The sequence below is a fragment of the Pseudomonas sp. S32 genome (assembly GCF_016648095.1).
Lineage (GTDB): Bacteria > Pseudomonadota > Gammaproteobacteria > Pseudomonadales > Pseudomonadaceae > Aquipseudomonas > Aquipseudomonas parafulva.
In genome coordinates this window covers 198,815-220,270 of record NZ_JACVVF010000001.1, presented here as the reverse complement: position 1 = coordinate 220,270, position 21,456 = coordinate 198,815, and the positions used below count along the sequence as shown (strand labels likewise).

The 21,456-nt window shown below is 62.2% G+C and carries 24 protein-coding genes, 1 tRNA gene and 1 pseudogene; 22 read left to right on the top strand and 4 right to left on the bottom strand.

The genetic code is table 11. The annotated features are described in order from the left end of the window. A pseudogene (locus tag IAE38_RS01050) lies at positions 1-199 on the top strand (hypothetical protein); the annotation flags it as partial. Between the two features lie 49 nt (positions 200-248). Here the strand turns inward: IAE38_RS01050 and IAE38_RS01045 are convergent. Further along, positions 249-1,142, bottom strand: coding sequence for a bestrophin family protein (locus tag IAE38_RS01045; protein WP_060482259.1), 894 nt, complete (start codon positions 1,140-1,142; stop codon positions 249-251). A 242-nt stretch (positions 1,143-1,384) separates the two neighbouring features. Between IAE38_RS01045 and IAE38_RS01040 the strand changes: the two genes are divergently transcribed. Then, positions 1,385-2,440 (top strand): diguanylate cyclase, encoded by a 1,056-nt coding sequence (locus IAE38_RS01040; protein ID WP_201215338.1) that lies wholly within the window; start codon positions 1,385-1,387, stop codon positions 2,438-2,440. Here the strand turns inward: IAE38_RS01040 and IAE38_RS01035 are convergent, their stop codons facing one another. Together IAE38_RS01035 and IAE38_RS01030 are read right to left on the bottom strand one after the other, a co-directional pair. Next, a complete protein-coding gene (locus IAE38_RS01035) occupies positions 2,441-3,088 on the bottom strand; it encodes a trypsin-like peptidase domain-containing protein (protein ID WP_201213998.1) in 648 nt (215 codons plus the stop codon). 274 nt (positions 3,089-3,362) lie between these two features. Next, positions 3,363-3,447 (bottom strand) — tRNA-Leu (locus IAE38_RS01030). 105 nt (positions 3,448-3,552) lie between these two features. On the opposite strand from IAE38_RS01030, the gene queA reads away from it, so the two are divergent. The 6 genes from queA (at position 3,553) to IAE38_RS01000 (ending at position 9,618) form a co-directional block, all read left to right on the top strand. After that, positions 3,553-4,602, top strand: a complete 1,050-nt coding sequence (gene queA / locus IAE38_RS01025) for a tRNA preQ1(34) S-adenosylmethionine ribosyltransferase-isomerase QueA (protein WP_201215336.1) — start codon at positions 3,553-3,555, stop codon at positions 4,600-4,602. A gap of 14 nt (positions 4,603-4,616) precedes the next feature. After that, positions 4,617-5,732 (top strand): tRNA guanosine(34) transglycosylase Tgt, encoded by a 1,116-nt coding sequence (gene tgt / locus IAE38_RS01020; RefSeq protein WP_161629574.1) that lies wholly within the window; start codon positions 4,617-4,619, stop codon positions 5,730-5,732. Between the two features lie 42 nt (positions 5,733-5,774). Continuing rightward, positions 5,775-6,110, top strand: a complete 336-nt coding sequence (gene yajC, locus IAE38_RS01015; protein ID WP_016484964.1) for a preprotein translocase subunit YajC — start codon at positions 5,775-5,777, stop codon at positions 6,108-6,110. 64 nt (positions 6,111-6,174) lie between these two features. Further along, positions 6,175-8,037, top strand: coding sequence for a protein translocase subunit SecD (gene secD / locus IAE38_RS01010; RefSeq protein ID WP_201215335.1), 1,863 nt, complete (start codon positions 6,175-6,177; stop codon positions 8,035-8,037). 10 nt (positions 8,038-8,047) lie between these two features. Then, positions 8,048-8,956: a protein translocase subunit SecF gene (gene secF, locus IAE38_RS01005; RefSeq protein ID WP_201161906.1), complete on the top strand. Its 909-nt coding sequence runs from the start codon at positions 8,048-8,050 to the stop codon at positions 8,954-8,956. A 119-nt stretch (positions 8,957-9,075) separates the two neighbouring features. Further along, on the top strand, positions 9,076-9,618 hold the full coding sequence (locus IAE38_RS01000; protein WP_028631598.1) for a glycine zipper 2TM domain-containing protein: 543 nt from the start codon (positions 9,076-9,078) through the stop codon (positions 9,616-9,618). Between the two features lie 148 nt (positions 9,619-9,766). On the opposite strand, the gene suhB is transcribed toward IAE38_RS01000, so the two are convergent. Beyond that, positions 9,767-10,585: a type III secretion system regulator SuhB gene (suhB, locus tag IAE38_RS00995; protein WP_201215333.1), complete on the bottom strand. Its 819-nt coding sequence runs from the start codon at positions 10,583-10,585 to the stop codon at positions 9,767-9,769. Between the two features lie 151 nt (positions 10,586-10,736). On the opposite strand from suhB, the gene trmJ reads away from it, so the two are divergent. The 14 genes from trmJ to IAE38_RS00925 all read left to right on the top strand — a co-directional run bounded on the left by trmJ (position 10,737) and on the right by IAE38_RS00925 (position 21,453). Further along, positions 10,737-11,492: a tRNA (cytosine(32)/uridine(32)-2'-O)-methyltransferase TrmJ gene (gene trmJ / locus IAE38_RS00990; protein WP_201213978.1), complete on the top strand. Its 756-nt coding sequence runs from the start codon at positions 10,737-10,739 to the stop codon at positions 11,490-11,492. A gap of 3 nt (positions 11,493-11,495) precedes the next feature. Further along, entirely contained in the window at positions 11,496-12,281 is a 786-nt protein-coding gene (cysE, locus tag IAE38_RS00985) for a serine O-acetyltransferase (RefSeq protein WP_201161909.1), read from the top strand. Between the two features lie 181 nt (positions 12,282-12,462). After that, positions 12,463-12,954 (top strand): Fe-S cluster assembly transcriptional regulator IscR, encoded by a 492-nt coding sequence (iscR, locus tag IAE38_RS00980; RefSeq protein ID WP_028631594.1) that lies wholly within the window; start codon positions 12,463-12,465, stop codon positions 12,952-12,954. Positions 12,955-13,000: 46 nt separating this feature from the next. After that, the gene (locus IAE38_RS00975; RefSeq protein WP_201215331.1) at positions 13,001-14,215 is read left to right on the top strand and encodes an IscS subfamily cysteine desulfurase; all 1,215 of its coding nucleotides are present in this window, start codon (positions 13,001-13,003) and stop codon (positions 14,213-14,215) included. A gap of 46 nt (positions 14,216-14,261) precedes the next feature. Continuing rightward, complete coding sequence (iscU, locus tag IAE38_RS00970; protein WP_003248539.1) at positions 14,262-14,648, top strand: Fe-S cluster assembly scaffold IscU; 387 nt, start codon at positions 14,262-14,264, stop codon at positions 14,646-14,648. Between the two features lie 28 nt (positions 14,649-14,676). Then, positions 14,677-15,000, top strand: a complete 324-nt coding sequence (iscA, locus tag IAE38_RS00965) for an iron-sulfur cluster assembly protein IscA (RefSeq protein ID WP_028631592.1) — start codon at positions 14,677-14,679, stop codon at positions 14,998-15,000. Between the two features lie 8 nt (positions 15,001-15,008). After that, positions 15,009-15,530, top strand: coding sequence for a co-chaperone HscB (gene hscB / locus IAE38_RS00960; RefSeq protein WP_201215329.1), 522 nt, complete (start codon positions 15,009-15,011; stop codon positions 15,528-15,530). A gap of 42 nt (positions 15,531-15,572) precedes the next feature. After that, on the top strand, positions 15,573-17,435 hold the full coding sequence (gene hscA, locus IAE38_RS00955; protein ID WP_201215327.1) for a Fe-S protein assembly chaperone HscA: 1,863 nt from the start codon (positions 15,573-15,575) through the stop codon (positions 17,433-17,435). A 3-nt stretch (positions 17,436-17,438) separates the two neighbouring features. Further along, positions 17,439-17,780 carry an ISC system 2Fe-2S type ferredoxin gene (gene fdx / locus IAE38_RS00950; RefSeq protein WP_201215325.1) on the top strand — a complete coding sequence of 114 codons (342 nt, stop codon included), beginning with the start codon at positions 17,439-17,441 and terminating at the stop codon, positions 17,778-17,780. A gap of 10 nt (positions 17,781-17,790) precedes the next feature. Then, complete coding sequence (gene iscX / locus IAE38_RS00945; protein ID WP_028631588.1) at positions 17,791-17,991, top strand: Fe-S cluster assembly protein IscX; 201 nt, start codon at positions 17,791-17,793, stop codon at positions 17,989-17,991. An 88-nt stretch (positions 17,992-18,079) separates the two neighbouring features. Further along, entirely contained in the window at positions 18,080-18,505 is a 426-nt protein-coding gene (gene ndk / locus IAE38_RS00940) for a nucleoside-diphosphate kinase (RefSeq protein ID WP_028631587.1), read from the top strand. A 28-nt stretch (positions 18,506-18,533) separates the two neighbouring features. Next, a complete protein-coding gene (gene rlmN, locus IAE38_RS00935) occupies positions 18,534-19,679 on the top strand; it encodes a 23S rRNA (adenine(2503)-C(2))-methyltransferase RlmN (RefSeq protein ID WP_060482251.1) in 1,146 nt (381 codons plus the stop codon). Positions 19,680-19,693: 14 nt separating this feature from the next. Then, positions 19,694-20,455, top strand: coding sequence for a type IV pilus biogenesis/stability protein PilW (pilW, locus tag IAE38_RS00930; RefSeq protein ID WP_201215323.1), 762 nt, complete (start codon positions 19,694-19,696; stop codon positions 20,453-20,455). Beyond that, positions 20,452-21,453, top strand: a complete 1,002-nt coding sequence (locus IAE38_RS00925; protein ID WP_201215321.1) for a RodZ domain-containing protein — start codon at positions 20,452-20,454, stop codon at positions 21,451-21,453. Before pilW ends, IAE38_RS00925 begins: the two co-directional genes overlap by 4 nt. The last annotated feature ends 3 nt before the right edge of the window (positions 21,454-21,456 follow it).

The window sequence follows — 21,456 nt, the reverse complement described above, 5'->3', positions numbered from 1 at the left end:
GGGCTACACCGCGCGTTTTAACCCCCGGGCCCGGGTTTTGGGGGGGGGGGGTGCGGGCCGCCAGATGCTCTACACCACCCTCAGCCTGTTCCAGGAGGCGCAGGCCAGCACGGTGATCCTGGGCATGCTGGTGCTGGTGTTTCTGGTGGATGCCTTGAGCGACGTGTTGCGCCAGCGTTATGTGCGTGGCGGCAGGTGAGCGGGGTTTACCCTGCTCGCCCTGCGCCACCGCGGTTGCGCAAAAAGTATCAGGCAGTCACTGCCTCAGCGGACTGCGCGCCGCGCTGCATCGACTCCAGGTTCCGCTCGATGGTCTCGCAGATGGTGTCCATCTGGATCTGATGCTCGCTGAAGCGGAATGGGCTCTGCAGGTCGGTGCCGATGCGCTCGATGGCCAGCAGCATGAAGCCCACCACGGTAGACGCCAGCGGCGTGAACCATTCCAGCGACTCTACCAACCCCACCGGCACAATCAGGCAGAACAGGGTAATGAACAGCCGTGGGAAGTACACGTAGGGGTAGGGCAGGGGCGTATTGGCGATACGTTCCATGCCGCCCTGGGCATTGGACAAGTCCACCAGTGTCGACTCCAGGCGCGCCAGGCGAATGCTGTCCAGGCGCCCAGCCTGGTATTCACGTGCCAATAGGGCAGCGGAGCCACTGACGATGTCGTTGGCGAAGTTGTTGGAGCGCGTGCGCCGCTCGAACTCCGCCTCGGGGATGAATGCGCCCAGTTCGTCCGCGCATTTTTCGCCCCTCAGCTGGGCCGCCAGGCAGTTCACATAGGCAATATGACGGCGCAGCAGGGTAGCCTTGACCGGGTTGAGGCCGTCTTCGGGGTCATCGATCAAGGTCAGCGTCTGCCGGGCGAAGCTACGCGAGCTGTTCACCAGCGCGCCCCACAATGTGCGTGCTTCCCACCAGCGGTTGTAGGCACTGCTGTTGCGAAAGCTCACCAGCACCACCAGGGCCGAGCCTAGCAGGGTCAGCGGGATCAGCGGCAAGGTGAACTTGCTGTTGAAGAACAGCATGAAATCAATGGTGACCAGCACGTCCCAGATCAGCAGCCAGAACAGTGACCAGCCGATGTAGCCAATGGTCTTCACTGCCAGGCGATACTTGCGAATGATGACGTCTTTCAAATGGCGCACCTCAAACGTTTCAGTGTGCTGGATGGGACGTCGGGCAGTGGCGAAGGTTCGCAGGCTGGGTGTTGCAAACCATGTTCGAGCCACACCCTCACACCTGCGTCGCATTTCGTCCAACAGGTTTGCCCGCATCGGCTCGATAGTGGCACAATGCCTTGTGTCGAATGGCTGCCCATGCCCACGCTGCGTGGCCCGTCCGATGCATCTCCAGGGCAGCATTCCTTCGGTACCCCGCCATGAACCAGCGCACAGGCAAAGGCCTTTCTTTCGCCAGACGCATGTATGCCCCCCGCGCCATCGGTACCGGTCTCGGCTTTTTTTGTGTATTGATCGGCATCTTCCCCCTGCAGCCTGCCGGCTGGGTGTGGGCACTGCTGTTTGTCCACGGCTTTGTCTGGCCGCACCTGGCGTATCAGCTAGCCCGCCGCTCCGGCGAACCGTTCCGCACCGAGCAACGCAACCTGGTCTTCGATGGCTTTGCCGGCGGCTGTTGGGCAGGCGTGATGGGGCTCAACCCACTGCCCAGCGTCATCATCCTGTCGATGATCGCCATGGACAAGATCGCTGCAGGCGGCTGGCACATGCTGTTCAAAACCTTGACAGCCCAGGCAGCCGGCATCGCGTTGGGGCTGTGGCTGTATGGGCCGCCACTGTTCCCAGCCACCACCCAGGCGCAGATGCTGGCGTGCCTGCCGATACTGCTGATCTACCCCATGGCCATTGGCCTGATCTGTTATCAGGTGACCGTTCAGCTTGGCAAGCACAAGCGCGCCCTGGCCCGCCTCAGCCAGACCGATGCGTTGACCGGCTTGAGCAACCACGGTGCGTGGAAGGCGTTGCTGCTGAGCGAATTCGAGCGTTGCCAAGCCGGGGGCGGTGGCAATTGTCTGGCGCTGATCGATGTCGACCATTTCAAGCAGGTCAATGACCGGTATGGCCACCTGGTTGGCGACAAGATCCTGCGGGTCATCAGTGCCACCTTGTCGCTGCACCTGCGCAAGCGCGACCCGGCAGCGCGCTATGGCGGTGACGAGTTCTGCGTGATGCTGCCCGAAACCACCCCCGCCCAGGCGCGTGAAGTGCTGGAGCGCCTGCGCCTTGCGGTGGAAGCCTTCCGCGACCCGGCGCTGCCAGAACTGGCGTTGAGCCTGAGCATTGGCGTGGCGCCGTATGAGCCGCATATGGACAATGCCGAAGCCTGGCTGCATGCGGCGGACATGGCCCTGTACGGCGCCAAGAATGCCGGGCGCAACTGCATCATGTTGGCGCCCGCCAATCCGCAGCCGGCCTGATCAGGACTTGGCCGCGACGGCCACGTAGCCTTTCACCGACCCCGGTGCCCCGGGCTTGGCCTTGTGTGCCAGCAGGTACTGGTAGCGGCGCCATTCCTTGTCGATTTCGCTGAACGACATGAACACGCTGACCCGGTCCTTGCCGGCCAGGTCCGGCCGCTTGGCCGCGTCGATCTCGCGGGTGGGGATGATCGCGACGTTGATGCCAACCACATTGCCGTCATCGGCGAACACTGGCCCGCCAGACATACCTTTGGTGATCGGGCCATCGTGCACCGAATAAAACACGCTGCCGGGCGTGCCATCCAGGCGCACCAGCGACGAAAGCGCATGGCCCTTGCCTTGCACCGGCATCATCAGGCTGTTGAAACCCACTGCCGTAACGGCTTCGCCTGGCACGTACTGGCGCCAATGCGGCACTGCGCTGGCCTTGTGCTTGAAGAACACCACATCCCCTAGGCCTTCGTGCACCACGTTGCGCAGGAAGGGGGTGTGCTTGGCAGTGACGGCGTAATCGTCGTTCCACTGTATGGCGCTGGCCATCAGCAGCATGGGCAGCGGCGCACCGGAGGTGACCACGAAGGCTTGGCTGTAGACAGGGTCTGAAACGTAGGACGTTGGCATTCCATTGCACCCACTGAGCAGCATCATTGCCGCCATGCAGGGCGCGATTGTCTTCATGGTTCACACGGAAGTGAGAGGGAAGGGTGCCGCAATATGGCTAAATGCCATTACTGAAGCAATACATTCGGCATATATCCGACGAATGTAAGCTTATGGACTAGTGTGGCCACTGGCCAATAGGCTTCCTGCATGGTTGTGCGGGGGGAAAATCAATAGCCTGGCGCCAGAGGCCGCGCAGGGGGCTGGCTGTGGAGCGGGCAAAAAAAAACCGACCACTAGGTCGGTTTTTTCCGGATTTTGGTGCCCCGAGGGAGACTCGAACTCCCACTCCTTTCGAAAACGGATTTTGAATCCGCCGCGTCTACCAATTCCGCCATCAGGGCGTGGCGCGCAGTATAGAGAGGTGCCGCTGGTCGGTCAATCGGCTTTCATGGTCAATTTTCACACATTGGGCTAAACTTCCCGGCCCTGCCGAACCGAACATCATCATGCGCGTCGCCGATTTCTCCTTCGAACTCCCTGATTCCCTGATCGCCCGCCACCCGCTGGCCGAGCGCCATGGCAGCCGTCTGCTGGTGCTCGATGGGCCAACCGGCGCGCTTGCGCACCGGCAATTTCCCGACCTGCTCGAATACCTGCGCCCCGGCGACCTGATGGTGTTCAACAACACCCGGGTCATTCCGGCACGGCTGTTCGGCCAGAAGGCGTCGGGCGGCAAGCTCGAAATGCTGGTGGAGCGGGTGCTGGACAGCCACCGTGTGCTGGCCCATGTGCGCGCCAGCAAAGCGCCCAAAGTGGGTACGGTCATTTTGCTGGAAGGCGGCGGTGAAGCCGAGATGGTCGCCCGCCACGACACGTTGTTCGAGCTGCGTTTCACCGAAGAAGTGCTGCCGCTGCTCGACCGGGTCGGCCACATGCCCCTGCCGCCCTACATCGACCGCCCCGACGAAGGCGCGGACCGTGAGCGCTACCAGACCGTCTATGCCGAGCGCGCCGGCGCCGTTGCCGCGCCCACTGCAGGGTTGCACTTCGATGAGGCCCTGCTGGCGCAAATTGCCGCCATGGGCGTAGAGCGTGCCTTCGTCACCCTGCACGTAGGGGCCGGCACCTTCCAGCCGGTACGGGTGGACAACATCGAAGACCACCACATGCATAAAGAGTGGCTCGAAGTGAGCCAGGATGTGGTCGATGCCATCGAGGCGTGCCGCGCCCGTGGCGGGCGGGTAATCGCAGTCGGTACAACCAGCGTGCGCTCGCTGGAAAGCGCAGCCCGTGATGGCGTGCTCAAGCCGTTCAGCGGCGACACCGACATCTTTATCTACCCGGGCCGACCGTTCCATGTGGTAGACGCCCTGGTCACCAATTTCCACTTGCCCGAGTCCACGCTGCTGATGCTGGTCTCGGCCTTTGCCGGCTACTCCCAGACCATGGCTGCCTACGCGGCAGCGGTCGAGCAGGGGTACCGCTTCTTCAGTTACGGTGATGCCATGTTCATCACCCGCAATCCGGCGCCACGCGGGCCCGAGGATCAAGCATGAGTCGCACCTGTCGAATGTCCTTCGAACTGCTGGCCACCGACGGCAAGGCCCGTCGGGGCCGCATCACCTTCCCCCGTGGTACCGTCGAAACCCCGGCGTTCATGCCGGTGGGCACCTATGGCACGGTCAAGGGCATGCTGCCCCGCGACATCGAGGCGATCGGCGCCGAGATGATCCTGGGTAACACCTTCCACCTGTGGCTGCGCCCGGGCACCGAGGTGATCAAGAAGCACAACGGCCTGCACGACTTCATGCAGTGGAAAGGCCCGATTCTCACCGATTCCGGTGGTTTCCAGGTGTTCAGCCTGGGCGCCATGCGCAAGATCAAGGAAGAGGGCGTGACCTTCGCCTCGCCGGTGGACGGCTCCAAGGTGTTCATGGGCCCTGAAGAATCCATGCAGGTGCAGCGTGACCTGGGCTCGGACGTGGTGATGATCTTCGACGAGTGCACCCCGTACCCGGCCGAGCACGACATTGCCCGTACCTCCATGGAGCTGTCGCTGCGCTGGGCCCAGCGTTCGAAGAATGCCCACGCCGACAATACGGCGGCGCTGTTCGGCATCGTCCAGGGCGGCATGTACCAGGACCTGCGCATGCGCTCGCTGGAAGGCCTGGAGAACATTGGTTTCGACGGCCTGGCCATTGGTGGCCTGTCGGTGGGCGAACCCAAGCACGAGATGATCAAGGTGCTGGATTACCTGCCAGGCCAGATGCCTGCTGACAAACCTCGTTACCTTATGGGGGTAGGCAAACCGGAAGATCTCGTTGAGGGTGTGCGCCGCGGCGTCGACATGTTCGACTGCGTGATGCCAACGCGTAACGCACGTAACGGCCATCTGTTTGTCGATACAGGGGTGATCAAGATCCGCAACGCGTTCCATCGTCATGATGAATCGCCGCTGGACCCGACCTGTGATTGCTACACCTGCAGCAACTTCTCCCGCGCGTATCTGCACCACTTGGACAAGTGCGGCGAAATGCTGAGCAGCATGCTGAATACCATCCACAACTTGCGCCATTACCAGCGCTTGATGGCCGGTTTACGCGAGGCTATTCAACAGGGTAAATTGGCCGCCTTTGTCGACGCCTTCTACGCCAAGCGCGGGCTGCCTGTGCCGCCCTTGGACTGACTGTTTGCATCCATTATTAGAACATTGCATTAGGAGTGCCCAATGAGCTTCTTCATCCCCGCCGCGTACGCGGACGCTGCTGCACCTGCCGCTGGCCCTGCCGGCACCGGTTTCGAGTGGATCTTCCTGGTCGGCTTCCTGGTCATCTTCTACCTGATGATCTGGCGCCCGCAGGCCAAGCGTGCCAAAGAGCAGAAGAACCTGCTGGGCAACTTGCAAAAAGGCGACGAAGTTGTCACCAACGGCGGTATCGCCGGCAAGATCGTCAAGGTGTCCGATGATTTCGTGGTGCTGGAAGTGTCCGACACTGTCGAACTGAAGTTCCAGAAGGGTGCCATTGCGGCCACCCTGCCAAAAGGTACGCTCAAGGCTATCTGAGTTACCGGTTTCATTTTTCCAGTCGGGGCGCGCAACGCGCCCCGCGTCTTGAACGGGCGGCGTGATGCTGAACAAATACCCTCTGTGGAAATACGCACTGATCCTGGTGGTACTGGCGATCGGTTTTATTTATTCCGCTCCCAACCTCTACCCGGATGATCCGGCTGTACAGATCAGTGGTGCCAGCTCGGCGCTGCAGGTCAGTCAGGCCGACCTCGATCGCGTCAGCAAGGCGCTGGTCGATGCCAAGATCACCGTAAAAGGCACCAGCCTGGGTGAGAAGGGCAGTGGCCTGATCCGCCTGACCAACCAGGAAGACCAGCTGCCAGCCAAGGATGTAGTGCGCAAGGCGCTGGGCGATGATTACGTCGTAGCCCTGAACCTGGCCCAGACCACGCCCACGTGGCTGCGCAACCTGGGTGCCAGCCCGATGAAGCTGGGCCTGGACCTGTCCGGTGGTGTGCACTTCCTGCTGGAAGTGGACATGGACAAGGCCATGAGCGCCCGCATGAAAGTCTACGAAGGCGAGGTCAAGACCTTGCTGCGTAAGGAGCGCATACGCTACCGCAGCCTGCCGCAGCAGGATGGCGGCATCATGCTGGGCTTCTCCGACGACGCTACCCGCGAACAGGCACGTGCCCTGGTACGCAAGAATTTCAGCGATTTCGACCTGACCACTACCGAGCGTAACGACCTCGCCGTGCTGCGCCTGGCGCTTACCCAGGCCAAGGTCGCCGAAATCCGCGAATACTCCATCAAGCAGAACCTCACCACTGTGCGTAACCGGGTCAACGAACTGGGTGTCGCCGAGCCGCTGGTACAGCGCCAGGGCGCCAACCGTATCGTGGTCGAGCTACCGGGTGTGCAGGACACTGCCGAAGCCAAGCGTATCCTGGGTAAAACCGCCAACCTGGAGTTCCGCTTCGGTGCCGAGCCAGGCGCTTCCAAGGCCACCACCGAGGTGTTCGAGTTCCGCGAAGGTGGCCGTTCCGCCCCTGTCGAGCGTGGCTTGATCATCACCGGCGACCAGGTGACCGATGCCCAGGCCAGCTTCGACGAGCACGGCCGCCCACAGGTGAACATTCGCCTGGATGGCCACGGTGGCGAGTTGATGAGCCGCGCCACGCGTAGCAACGTGGGCCGCAGCATGGCGGTGATCTTCATCGAGCAGAAACCGATCACCCGCTACGTCAAGCAAACTGTCGACGGCGTCGAGAAAGACGTCGCGGTGCAGAGCTTCCAGGAAGAGAAAAAGATCATCAGCCTGGCGACCATCCAGTCGCCGCTGGGCAGCCAGTTCCGCATCACCGGCCTCAACGGCCAGGGTGAGTCGTCGGAACTGGCACTGCTGCTGCGTGCCGGTGGTCTGGCGGCGCCGATGTACTTCGCTGAAGAACGTACCATTGGCCCAAGCCTGGGTGCCGACAACATCACCAAGGGTGTTGATGCGTCGCTGTGGGGCATGTTGTTCGTCTCGCTGTTCATCATCGCCATTTACCGCGGCTTCGGCGTGATCGCCACCATCGCCCTGGCAGGCAACATGGTGCTGCTGCTGGCCTTGATGTCGCTGCTGGGCGCCACGCTGACCCTGCCGGGTATCGCCGGTATCGTATTGACCATGGGTATGGCGGTGGACGCCAACGTGCTGATCTTCTCGCGTATCCGCGAAGAGCTCAAAGCCGGCATGTCGGTGCAGCGCGCCATTCACGAAGGTTTCAACCGCGCCTACACCGCGATCATCGACGCCAACCTGACCAGCCTGCTGGTAGGCGGCATCCTGTTCGCCATGGGTACCGGCCCGGTCAAGGGCTTTGCGGTCACCATGTCCCTCGGGATTTTCACCTCGATGTTCACCGCCGTCATGGTGACCCGTGCAATGGTCAACCTGACCTGCGGCGGGCGTGACATCAAGAAGCTGTGGGTTTGAGGGAGCTGCGATGAAAACCATCAATTTCATGGGCGTGCGCAATGTCGCGTTCGCCATCACCGTACTCCTCACCGTGCTGGCACTGTTCAGCTGGTGGCACAAGGGCCTGAACTTCGGCCTGGACTTCACCGGCGGTACGCTGATCGAGCTGACCTACGAGCGCCCGGCTGACCTGAAGGCGGTGCGCGCCGAGCTGAACGATTCTGGCTTCCATGAAGCCATCGTGCAGAGCTTTGGTGCCACCACCGACCTGCTGGTGCGCATGCCGGGTGATGACCCGCAACTGGGCAACAAGGTGGCTGCCGCGCTGCAGAAGGCGGGCGGGGACAACCCGGCCACGCTCAAGCGCGTGGAGTTCGTGGGGCCGCAAGTGGGTGAAGAGCTGCGCGACCAGGGCGGCATGGGCATGCTGCTGGCGTTGGGCGGCATCCTCATCTACCTGGCGTTCCGCTTCCAGTGGAAGTTCGCCGTGGGTGCGATCATTTCGCTGATCCACGACGTTGTGGTCACCCTGGGTATTCTGTCGTTCTTCCAGATCACCTTCGACCTGACCGTGCTGGCGGCCGTGCTGGCGATCATCGGTTACTCGCTGAACGACACCATCGTGGTATTCGACCGGGTACGTGAAAACTTCCGGGTGATGCGCAAGGCGTCGTTGATCGAGAACATCAACGTGTCCACCACCCAGACCCTGCTGCGTACCATCGCCACGTCGGTGTCTACCTTGCTGGCCATCGCTGCGCTGCTGTTCTTCGGCGGCGACAACCTGTTCGGCTTCTCGTTGGCACTGTTCATTGGTGTGATGGCGGGTACCTATTCGTCGATCTACATCGCCAACGTGGTGCTGATCTGGCTGAACCTGAACAGCGAAGACCTGATCCCGCCAGCCAAGGCAGAGGGCGTGGACGACCGCCCGTAACGGAATCTTCCTTCCGTTGGGCAGGTAACAGGGCGCGAGTATTGAACTCGCGCCTTTTTTTTTGCTCCAAGGCAGGGAGAAGGCGGGCACAGCCCCGTAAGTACGATCAGGAGGTTCACGTGAATAAATCAATGCTGGTGGGTGCGGTTCTGGGTGCTGTCGGTGTTACCGCCGGAGGTGCTGTGGCGACCTACAGCTTGGTGAACAAAGGCCCTGAATATGCCCAGGTCACTGACGTGCAGCCGATCAAGCAGCAGGTCAAGACGCCGCGCGAAGTGTGCAAGGACGTTACCGTCACTCGTCAGGCCCCGGTGAAAGACCAGCACCAGATTGCAGGTACTGTGGTGGGTGCGCTGGCCGGTGGCCTGTTGGGTAACCAGATCGGTGGCGGCACCGGCAAGAAGATCGCGACGGTGGCCGGTGCGGTAGGTGGCGGTTACGCCGGTAACAAGGTGCAGGAAGGCATGCAGCAGCGTGACACCTACACCACCACGCAAACCCGCTGCAACACGGTCAATGACATCAGTGACAAGGTGGTGGGGTATAACGTGAAGTACACCATCGGCGACCAGGTCGGCCATGTGAAGATGGACCGCGAGCCCGGCTCGACCATTCCGCTGGACAAGAACGGCAAGTTGATTTTGAGTGATGCTGGCCAGTGATTTATGCTGCCTGAGCCGGCCTCTGCGCGGGTTAACCCGCCCCTCAAGCAGGGAGCTTGTTAGCGATGAGACAGGTTCAGGCTACATAAAACCATCAGGCACAAAAAAGCACCCCGAGGGGTGCTTTTTGCATTTCGGCGATCTGCGCTTAGCGCTTCATGCTCTCTGGCAGGTGCGGCTGGATAGCCGTCAGTACTGCCTTGAAGCACTTGATGTTGCCGGCAACGATGTGGCCTTTTTCGAGGAAGTCGTGGCCACCGTTGAAGTCGCTCACCAGGCCGCCAGCTTCCTGCACCAGCAGCACGCCTGCTGCCATGTCCCATTCCGACAGGCCCGATTCCCAGAAGGCATCGAAGCGGCCGGCGGCCACGTAGGCCAGGTCCAGGCTGGCCGAGCCGGCGCGGCGGATGCCGGCAGTCTGGCCGGTGAGGGCGCGGAACATATCCAGGTAGTTGTCCAGGTCGGCCATTTGGCTGTCACGGAACGGGAAGCCGGTGCCCAGCAGGGCGCCATCAAGGCTGGTGCGCGAGCTGACCCGCAGGCGACGGCCATTGAGCTGGGCGCCACGGCCGCGGCTGGCAGTGAATTCTTCCTGGCGAACCGGGTCAACGATGACGGCGTGCTCCAGGCGGCCGCGGTACTTGCAGGCGATGCTGACGGCAAAGTGCGGGATGCCGCGCAGGAAGTTGGTGGTGCCGTCCAGCGGGTCGATGACCCACAGGTAGTCCTTGCCTTCCTCGCCGGAGCCGGCGTGCAGGCCGGTTTCCTCGCCCTGAATGGAGTGGTTCGGGTAGGCCTTGCGCAGGGCATTGACGATGCTTTGCTCGGCAGCGCGATCGACTTCGGAAACGTAGTCCTTGGCCTCTTTCTCATCGACCTTGATGCTATCCAGGCGTTCGATGGAGCGGAAAATCAGTTCACTGGCGCTGCGAGCGGCGCGCAGGGCGATATTCAGCATAGGCTGCATGGGCGGGTCACCTGGAGATGTTAAAGAAGAAAGCCGATCATTCTAGCAGAAAACTTTGACGGCAAAAGGGTCACATGCGCTTCCTTGGCGTTACGCCCGTCGGTTCTGTAAGATCGATGGCCCTGATTTCTGCATCTGTGAGCACAACACCTTGCTGCAAAATATTCGTGTTGTTCTGGTCAATACCAGCCACCCCGGCAACATCGGCGGCGCTGCGCGTGCCATGAAAAACATGGGCCTGACGCGCCTGGTGCTGGTGCAGCCCAAGGAATTCCCGGCAGCGGACGCCAGCGCCCGCGCGTCCGGTGCCGACGATGTACTGGGCGCCGCCGTAGTGGTCGACAGCCTTGAACAGGCATTGGTTGGCTGCAACCTGGTCATGGGCACCAGTGCCCGTGAGCGCAGTATCCCCTGGCCGCTGATCGGCCCCCGTGACTGCGGCGCCAAGGCCGTGGAGCATGCTGGCACCGGTGAGGAGATCGCCCTGGTATTCGGGCGTGAGCATGCCGGGCTGACCAACGAAGAGCTGCAGCGATGTCACTTCCACGTGCACATTCCCTCCAACCCCGGCTTCAGTTCGCTGAACCTGGCCGCCGCCGTGCAGGTGCTTGCCTACGAGGTGCGCATGGCGTGGCTGGCGGCCGAGCCCGCGCCGGGCAAGGTCGAAAAGGTTGATGCCAACGAGTTGGCAACCATGGACGAAATGGAGCTGTTCTACGACCACCTGGAAAAAACCCTGGTAGGTATCGGCTTCCTCGACCCGGAGAAACCCAAGCACCTCATGCCGCGCTTGCGCAGGCTGTATGGGCGGGTGGCGGTCGAGCGTTCGGAAATGAGCATTTTGCGCGGCATTCTCACCGAGACCCAGAAAGTGGTCCGTGGCGAGCCGCATAAACGGAAGGACTGACAGATGTTCGAACGCCTGCGTGAAGATATTCAAAGCGTTTTCCACCGTGACCCGGCTGCCCGCAACGCCTTTGAAGTGCTGACCTGCTACCCGGGCATGCATGCCATCTGGCTGCACCGCCTGGGCAATGCCCTGTGGAAACGCGACTTCAAGTGGCTGGCGCGGCTGGTGTCCAACTTCGGGCGCTGGCTGACCGGCATCGAGATCCACCCCGGCGCCACCATTGGCCGGCGTTTCTTCATCGACCATGGCATGGGCATCGTCATCGGTGAAACGGCCGAGATCGGCGACGATGTCACCCTCTACCAAGGCGTCACCCTGGGCGGTACCAGCTGGAACAAGGGCAAGCGCCACCCCACCCTGGAAAACGGCGTGGTGGTAGGGGCGGGGGCCAAGGTGTTGGGGCCCTTCACGGTAGGTGCCGGGGCCAAGATCGGTTCCAATGCGGTGGTGACCAAGGCGGTGCCGGCTGGCGCTACTGCGGTTGGCATCCCGGGGCGCATCATCGTCAAGAGCGAAGACACCGAGCTGGAAGCCCGGCGCAAGGCCATGGCGGAAAAGATCGGCTTCGATGCCTATGGCGTCAGCGGCGACATGCCGGACCCGGTCGCCCGTGCCATCGGTCAGATGCTCGACCACTTGCAAGCCGTGGACGAACGCCTCGAGGGTATGTGTGGTGCGCTGACCCGCATGGGCAGCGATTACTGCGCCAAGGAGCTGCCGGCGCTGCCGGACGATGAGTTCACCGAGGCCGCCCAGTTGGCCCAGCGCGACGCTCGGTCGCATTGATTGCGCCACACCCGAAGCACGCCCCGGACAGGGGGCGTGTGCTAAACGCCCCCTGTCTGCTACAATCGCGCCGCCCTCCCGTATGCAAACCCGACTAAAGCAGTAGGTCTAATAGTTGACTTAAATGCTCGGGAATCGCATACTCGCACACATCCCGAAACTCCCGTGGTACCCAATAGCCATGCGACTGACTACCAAAGGCCGATACGCCGTCACTGCCATGCTCGACCTGGCGTTGCACGCGCAGCATGGGCCGGTGTCTTTGGCGGACATTTCCGAGCGCCAGGGCATATCCCTCTCTTATCTGGAGCAGCTGTTCGCCAAGCTGCGCCGCAGCAGCCTGGTATCCAGCGTGCGCGGCCCGGGCGGCGGCTACCAGCTCTCGCGGGGCATGGAAACCATCCAGGTTGCCCAGGTCATCGACGCGGTCAACGAATCGGTCGATGCCACCCGTTGCCAGGGGCTCGGGGACTGCCACGCCGGTGATACCTGCCTGACCCACCACCTGTGGTGCGACCTCAGCCAGCAGATTCACGAATTCCTCAGCGGCATCAGCCTGGCCGACCTCGTCAAGCGCCGTGAGGTGCAGGAAGTCGCCCAGCGCCAGGACCTGCGCCGTGTCGCCGGCCTGTCTGCCCAGCTGGACAAGATTGAGACGTCCGCCGTCGATTGATCCCCCAGGGACGACGAGCGACGCCACCGCCTGATAGGAGAGAAAAATGAAGTTGCCGATCTACCTCGATTACTCCGCGACCACGCCGGTTGACCCACGCGTGGCCCAGAAGATGGCCGACTGCCTGACGGCGGACGGCAACTTCGGTAACCCTGCTTCGCGCTCCCACGTTTTCGGCTGGAAGGCCGAAGAAGCGGTCGAGCACGGCCGTCGCCAGGTTGCCGAACTGATCAATGCCGACCCGCGCGAGATCGTCTGGACCAGCGGTGCCACCGAGTCCGACAACCTCGCCCTTAAAGGTGTGGCGCACTTCTATCACACCAAGGGCAAGCACATCATCACCTCCAAGATCGAGCACAAGGCGGTCTTGGACACGGCTCGCCAGCTGGAGCGTGAAGGCTTTGAAGTGACCTACCTCGAGCCAGGCGCAGACGGCATCGTCACCCCGGCCATGGTCGAGGCGGTGCTGCGCGATGACACCATCCTGGTGTCGCTGATGCACGTGAACAACGAAGTCGGCTCGATCAACGACATCGCCGCCATCGGCGAACTCACCCGCTCGCGCGGTGTGCTGTTCCACGTCGACGCTGCCCAGTCCGCCGGCAAGGTCGAAATCGACCTGCAAAAGCTCAAGGTCGACCTGATGTCGTTCTCGGCGCACAAGGTGTACGGCCCCAAAGGGATCGGCGCGCTGTACGTCAGCCGCAAACCACGGGTACGCCTTGAAGCCACCATTCATGGCGGTGGCCACGAGCGCGGCATGCGTTCGGGCACCCTGCCAACCCACCAGATCGTTGGCATGGGCGAAGCTTTCGCCATCGCCAAGCAGGAAATGGCCGCCGAGAACGTGCGCATCAAGGCCCTGAGCGACCGCTTCTTCAAGCAGGTGTCCAGCCTGGAAGAGCTGTACGTCAATGGCAGCCAGGCTGCCCGTGTACCGCACAACCTGAACTTGAGCTTCAACTATGTCGAAGGCGAGTCGCTGCTGATGTCGCTGAAGGACATTGCCGTATCGTCCGGTTCGGCCTGCACCTCCGCTTCGCTCGAGCCTTCGTACGTACTGCGTGCGCTGGGCCGCAACGACGAGCTGGCGCACAGCTCGATCCGTTTCTCCTTCGGCCGCTTCACTACCGAAGCAGAAGTGGACTACGCCGCGCAGAAAGTCTGCGAGGCGGTGAACAAACTGCGTGAACTGTCGCCGCTGTGGGATATGTACAAAGACGGCGTTGACATCTCCAAGATCGAGTGGGCCGCCCACTAAGCAGTCGCCGGCAAGAGCGGCTCCCTGATGAGGAAGGAATTGCACCATGGCATACAGTGAAAAGGTCATCGACCACTACGAAAACCCGCGCAACGTCGGCAAGATGAATGCCGAGGACCCCGATGTCGGTACCGGCATGGTCGGCGCCCCTGCGTGTGGCGACGTGATGCGTCTGCAAATCAAGGTCAACGAGCAGGGCGTCATCGAAGACGCCAAGTTCAAGACCTACGGCTGCGGTTCGGCCATCGCTTCCAGCTCCCTGGCCACCGAGTGGATGAAGGGCAAGACCCTGGACGAAGCTGAAACCATCAAGAACACCCAGCTGGCCGAAGAACTGGCGTTGCCGCCGGTCAAGATCCACTGCTCGGTACTCGCCGAAGATGCCATCAAGGCAGCCGTACGCGATTACAAGCAGAAAAAAGGCTTGATCTAAGTCGCCTGTTGCGAGGTAAGGAGCTCTGATGGCTATCAGCATGACAGAAGCCGCCGCCAACCACGTGCGGCGTTCCCTGGAAGGGCGCGGCAAGGGTGAAGGCATTCGCCTGGGCGTGCGCACCACCGGCTGCTCGGGCCTGGCCTACGTGCTGGAGTTCGTCGACGAGCTGGCTGCGGAAGACGAGGTGTTCGAGAACCACGGTGTCAAGGTGATCATCGATCCCAAGAGCCTGGTCTACCTTGACGGTACCGAGCTGGACTTCGTCAAGGAAGGGTTGAACGAAGGCTTCAAGTTCAACAACCCCAACGTGCGCGGTGAGTGTGGCTGCGGCGAAAGCTTCAACGTCTGAGGCTGGCCGTGGGTACTCCTTGTCACTTCGCATTATTCGACCTGCAGCCAAGCTTCCGCCTGGATCTCGACAAGCTGGCCACTCGCTACCGCGCGTTGGCCCGCGATGTTCATCCTGATCGCTTTGCCGACGCTTCCGAGCGTGAGCAGCGCGTGGCGCTGGAAAAGTCCGCAGCCCTCAACGATGCGTACCAGACCTTGCGCAGCGCCCCGCGCCGCGCACGCTACCTGCTGGCCATCGATGGCCACGAAGTGCCCCAGGAAGTCACGGTCCACGACCCGGACTTCCTGTTGCAGCAGATGCAGTGGCGTGAAGAGCTCGAAGAGCTGCAGGATGAAGCGGATCTCGACGGCGTTGCCGTGTTCAAGAAGCGCCTGAAGGTTGCCCAGGACACGCTGAACGACGATTTCGCCGCCTGCTGGGATGTTGCTGCAGAGCGCGAGCAGGCCGAGCGCCTGATGCGCCGCATGCAGTTCCTCGACAAGCTCGCCCAAGAAGTGCGCCAACTCGAAGAGCGCCTCGACGATTAACCCGGTGCCGCCCGTGATGGCACCTAAGGTACTCAGATAAGCATGGCCCTACTGCAGATTGCCGAACCCGGTCAAACCCCTCAGCCGCACCAGCGCCGCCTGGCGGTGGGGATCGACCTGGGTACTACCAATTCTCTGGTCGCTGCACTGCGCAGCGGTGTCAGCGAGCCCCTGCCCGATGCGCAGGGCAATGTCATTCTGCCGTCGGCGGTGCGCTACCTCGAAGGGCGCAGCGAAGTCGGCCAGGCTGCACGTGATGCCGCCTCCAGCGACCCGTTCAATACCGTGCTGTCGGTCAAGCGCCTGATGGGGCGTGGCTTGGCCGACGTCAAGCAGCTGGGTGAGCAACTGCCCTACCGCTTTGTTGGCGGCGAGTCGCACATGCCGTTCATCGATACCGTTCAGGGGCCCAAGAGCCCGGTGCAAGTGTCGGCGGACATCCTCAAGGTGCTGCGCGAGCGTGCCGAGGCTACCCTTGGCGGCGACCTGGTGGGCGCGGTGATTACCGTGCCTGCCTACTTCGATGATGCCCAGCGCCAGGCTACCAAGGACGCTGCGCGCCTGGCCGGCCTGAACGTGCTGCGCCTGCTCAACGAGCCTACTGCCGCAGCCGTGGCTTACGGCCTGGACCAGAACGCCGAAGGCGTGGTGGCCATCTACGACCTGGGTGGCGGTACCTTCGATATCTCCATCCTGCGCCTGACCGCAGGTGTGTTCGAAGTGCTGGCCACCGGCGGTGATACTGCCTTGGGCGGTGACGATTTCGACCATGCCATTGCTGGCTGGATCATCGAGCAGGCAGGCTTGTCGTCCGACCTCGACCCGTCTACCCAGCGTGCCCTGCTGCAAGCTGCCTGCGCGGCCAAGGAAGCCCTCACCGACGCCGACGTGGTCGCGGTCAGCCATGGCGCCTGGCAGGGTGGGCTCAGCCGAGCGGCCTTCGACGCCATGATCGAGCCCATGGTCGCCCGCAGCCTCAAGGCCTGCCGCCGCGCCGTGCGTGACAGCGGTGTGGAGCTCGAAGACGTCAGCGCCGTGGTCATGGTGGGGGGTTCTACCCGCGTGCCGCGCGTGCGCGAGGCGGTGGGTACGCTGTTTGGCCGTGCCCCGCTGACCTCGATCGACCCCGACCAGGTGGTGGCCATTGGCGCTGCCATCCAGGCCGATACCCTGGCCGGCAACCGCCGCGAGGGCGGTGAGCTGTTGCTGCTGGATGTGATCCCGCTGTCCCTGGGGCTTGAGACCATGGGCGGGCTGATGGAGAAGGTGATCCCGCGCAATACCACCATCCCGGTAGCCCGCGCCCAGGAGTTCACCACCTACAAGGATGGCCAGACGGCCATGATGATCCACGTGCTGCAGGGTGAGCGCGAGCTCATCAGCGACTGCCGCTCGCTGGCACGCTTTGAGCTGCGCGGTATTCCGGCCATGGTTGCCGGCGCTGCGAAAATTCGCGTGACCTTCCAGGTGGACGCCGATGGCTTGCTCAGCGTCGCGGCGCGCGAACTGGCCTCGGGCGTGGAGGCGAGCATTCAGGTGAAGCCGTCTTATGGCCTGACCGACGGTGAAATCGCCCGCATGCTCAAAGACTCCTTCCAACATGCCGGCACCGACAAGCAGGCACGTCAGCTGCGCGAGCACCAGGTGGACGGCGAACGCCTGCTGGAGGCGGTACAAGGCGCTCTGGACGCCGATGGCGAGCGCCTGCTCAGCGGCGAAGAGCGCCAGGCTATCGAATTCCAGATGCAAGAACTACGTGATTTGCTGGCCGGCACTGATGGCGCTGCCATCGAGCAACAGACCAAGCGTCTGTCGCAGGTGACCGATGCATTTGCCGCCCGTCGCCTTGATTCGACGGTCAAAGCCGCACTGGCCGGGCGCAACCTGAATGAGATCGAGGAGTAATCGATGCCGCTGGTAACATTCCTGCCGCATGAGAAGTTCTGCCCTGAAGGGCTGACCGTGGAGGTACCGGCCGGGACCAATGTCCTGGAGCTGGCCCACGATCATCACATCGAGATGGAAAGTGCCTGTGGTGGGGTCAAGGCCTGCACCACCTGCCACTGCATCGTGCGCAAGGGCTTCGACTCCCTCGAAGAAGCCGACGAGCTGGAAGAGGACATGCTGGACAAGGCCTGGGGCCTGGAAGCCCAGTCGCGCCTGGGTTGCCAGGTGGTGGTAAAGGACCAGGACCTCACCATCGAGATCCCCAAGTATTCGCTCAACCACGCTGCCGAAGCACCGCACTGAGGGCCTGTACATGAGTCTGAAATGGGTTGATGTACTTGATATCGCCATCGAGCTTGCAGAAAGCAAGCCTGACGTCGATCCTCGTTATGTGAATTTCGTCGACCTGCACCGCTGGGTGCTGGCATTGCCAGGCTTCAGCGACGATCCGTCACGCGGCGGTGAGAAAGTGCTCGAAGCTATCCAGGCCGCCTGGATCGACGAAGCCGATTAAGCGTTATCTGCAGGTTAGGCAATCCCCCGGAACCCGCGTATAATTCGCGGGTTTAATTTTTCGCAACACTCATATTCTGGAGTTATCCATGGCTGTTCAACGTACCTTCTCCATCATCAAGCCTGACGCCGTTGCCAAGAACGTCATCGGCAAGATCACCAGCCGCTTCGAAGAAGCCGGCCTGAAAATCGTTGCCTCGAAAATCAAACAACTGTCCAAGGCCGAAGCTGAAGGCTTCTACGCCGAGCACAGCGAGCGCGGCTTCTTCGGTGACCTGGTTGCCTTCATGACTTCCGGCCCGGTAGTTGTTCAGGTTCTGGAAGGCGAGAACGCCATCGCCAAGAACCGTGAGCTGATGGGTGCCACCAACCCTAAAGAAGCTGCTGCCGGTACCATCCGTGCCGACTTCGCCGAGTCCATCGACGCCAACGCCGTTCACGGTTCGGACTCCGAAGCTGCTGCTGCTCGCGAAATCGCTTACTTCTTCGCTGCTACCGAGGTAACCACTCGCTAAGCGAAAGCTTACGGGTGAGGGTGAATCCATGACGACATCTACTGGCAAAATCAACCTGTTGGGTCTGACCCAGCCGGAAATGGAACAATTCTTCGACTCGATCGGGGAGAAACGCTTCCGTGCCGGCCAGGTGATGAAATGGATTCACCATTTTGGCGTCGATGATTTCGCCGCCATGACGAACGTCGGCAAGGTCTTGCGCGAAAAGCTCGAGGCCGTTGCCGAGATTCGTCCACCGGAAGTGGTCAGTGAAGACATTTCCGCTGACGGTACCCGCAAATGGGTCATCCGCGTTGCCTCCGGCAGCTGCGTCGAAACCGTCTACATCCCTACCGACGATCGCGGCACCCTGTGCGTGTCGTCGCAAGCCGGCTGTGCCCTGGACTGCAGCTTCTGCTCCACCGGCAAGCAAGGCTTCAACAGCAACCTCACCGCCGCCGAAGTGATCGGCCAGGTGTGGCTTGCCAACAAATCCTTCGGGACCGTCCCCGCCAAGATCGACCGCGCGATTACCAACGTGGTCATGATGGGCATGGGCGAGCCCTTGCTTAACTTCGACAACGTCATCGCCGCCATGAAAATCATGATGGATGACCTTGGCTACGGCATCTCCAAGCGCCGCGTCACCCTGTCCACGTCGGGCGTGGTGCCGATGATCGATGAGCTGGCCAAGCATATCGATGTGTCGCTGGCCCTGTCGCTGCACGCGCCCAACGACGAGCTGCGCAACAAGCTGGTACCGATCAACAAGAAGTACCCGCTGAAGATGCTGCTGCAATCGTGCATGGGCTACATGGACACCCTGGGTGGCAAGCGCGTGCTCACCATCGAGTACACGCTGCTCAAGGATGTCAACGATCAGCCCGAGCACGCCGCACAGATGATCGAGCTGTTGCGCGACGTGCCGTGCAAGATCAACCTGATCCCGTTCAACCCGTTCCCGCATTCGGGCTACGAGCGGCCGAGCAACAATGCCATTCGTCGCTTCCAGGACATGCTGCACCACGGTGGTTTCAACGTCACCACCCGCACCACCCGCGGCGAGGACATCGACGCGGCCTGTGGTCAGTTGGTCGGCCAGGTCAACGACCGTACCCGCCGCAGCGAGCGTTACATTGCCGTGCGTCAGCTTTCGGCTGATGTGGAGCGCCAAGACAGCCCCGCCAGCCACTGACCGGTACCGTGCCCATGACCCTGCGCGCCGCGCTGTCGATCCTTGCGCTCCTGCTGCTGGCCGGTTGCGTGTCGGGCGGCACCGGCGACCCGCTGGCCAGTCGCGAGGGCAGGGCGCAGGCGGGGCGCGCCTACGTGCAGTTGGGCCTGGGTTATTTGCAACAGGGTTTGACCGGCCAGGCCAAGGTGCCATTGGGCCAGGCGCTGGCACTGGACAACCACGACAGCGATGCCCACGCGGCTCTGGCGCTGGTTTACCAGGCTGAAGGTGAGCCCGCCCTGGCCGAGCGGCATTTTCGCCAGGCCCTGCAGGCCAGTACCGGCACCACACGAATTCGCAACAATTACGGCAGTTTCCTTTATGCTCAGGGGCGATTTGCCGAGGCCGAGCAGATGTTTCGCCTGGCCAGCGCCGATACCCTGTATCCTGAGCGCTCGCGTGTGTTCGAGAACCTCGGCCTGACTGCCCTGCGGCTCGATCGCCGCGACCAGGCGCATGCCTATTTGCACAAAGCACTGCAGTTGGACCAACGGCAGCCGAAAGCCTTGCTGGAAATGGCTGAGTTGTCCTACGAAAACAGGCATTATGTGCCGGCCCGGGACTACTACGATCGTTTCAGCCAGCTGAGCGACCACGACGCCCGTAGCTTGTTGCTGGGTAGCCGCCTTGCCAGGGTCTTCGACCAACAAGGCACATTGGCCGAGCTGGGCCAGCAATTACAACGACTTTATCCCGGTACGCCGGAATATCAGCAATACCTGTCGGAGCAACGATGAACGCCGCGCATCCCGAAGTAGCCGTAGCGCCTGGCCAGAACCCCGGTGAGCTTTTGCGCCTGGCCCGTGAAAAACGGGACTGGTCCCAAGCCGAGGTGGCCCGCAAGCTCAACCTCACCCTCAGTTCGTTGAACCATGTGGAAACCGGCGCCTTCGACAAGCTGCCGGGGCACACCTTCGCCCGTGGCTATATCCGTGCCTACGCCAAGCTGATGGACCTGGACCAGGCCGCGCTGGTAGAGGCCTTCGACCGCTACACCGGCACCCATGCCAAGGGCAGCGACGTGCACTCGCTGGGCCGCATCGAAGAGCCCATGCGCCTGTCCCATAACATTCTGCGCGGCGTCAGCCTGCTGCTGCTTTTGGCGGTGGTTGGGGGTGGCTTCGCCTGGTGGCAGGACCAGGGCAGCCAGCGTGGCAAGGACCTGTCGAAGATCGCCCTTGAACATGTCGAGGTCGAAAGCGCAGACGGCACCACCCAGATCCACCCGCTCGATGAGCCTGAAGACCAGGCGGTTTCGGCAGGGCAGCAGCCCGAGAGCGCGCCGTTGCCTCTGGAGCAGAACACGGCCGGCCAGCAAGCCGCCACTGCCGAACAGGCACCTGCGGCCGCTACGGCCCCGGCCAGCAGCCCGGCGACGGTGCAACAGGCACCTGCCCCCAGCACCGCCAGCCCAACCGTGGCGGCACCCAGTACACCGGCCACCCCTGCGCCATCGGCCGAGGCCGCTGCTCAGCCAGCCGCCGTGCCAGCCGGCAGTGCCAAGGTCGCCATCCAGTTCGTGGCCGATTGCTGGACCCAGGTTTCCGATGGCAACGGCAAGGTGCTGTTCAGCGCCATCAAGCGCAAGGGGGACAACCTCGAACTGACCGGCAAGCCGCCCTTCGCGGTACGTCTGGGCTTTGCCCGTGGCGCCCAGGTCAGCTACAACGGCCAGCCCGTCGACGTTGCCCCGTTCACCAGTGGCGAAACCGCTCGCCTGAAGTTGGGACAGTAACTC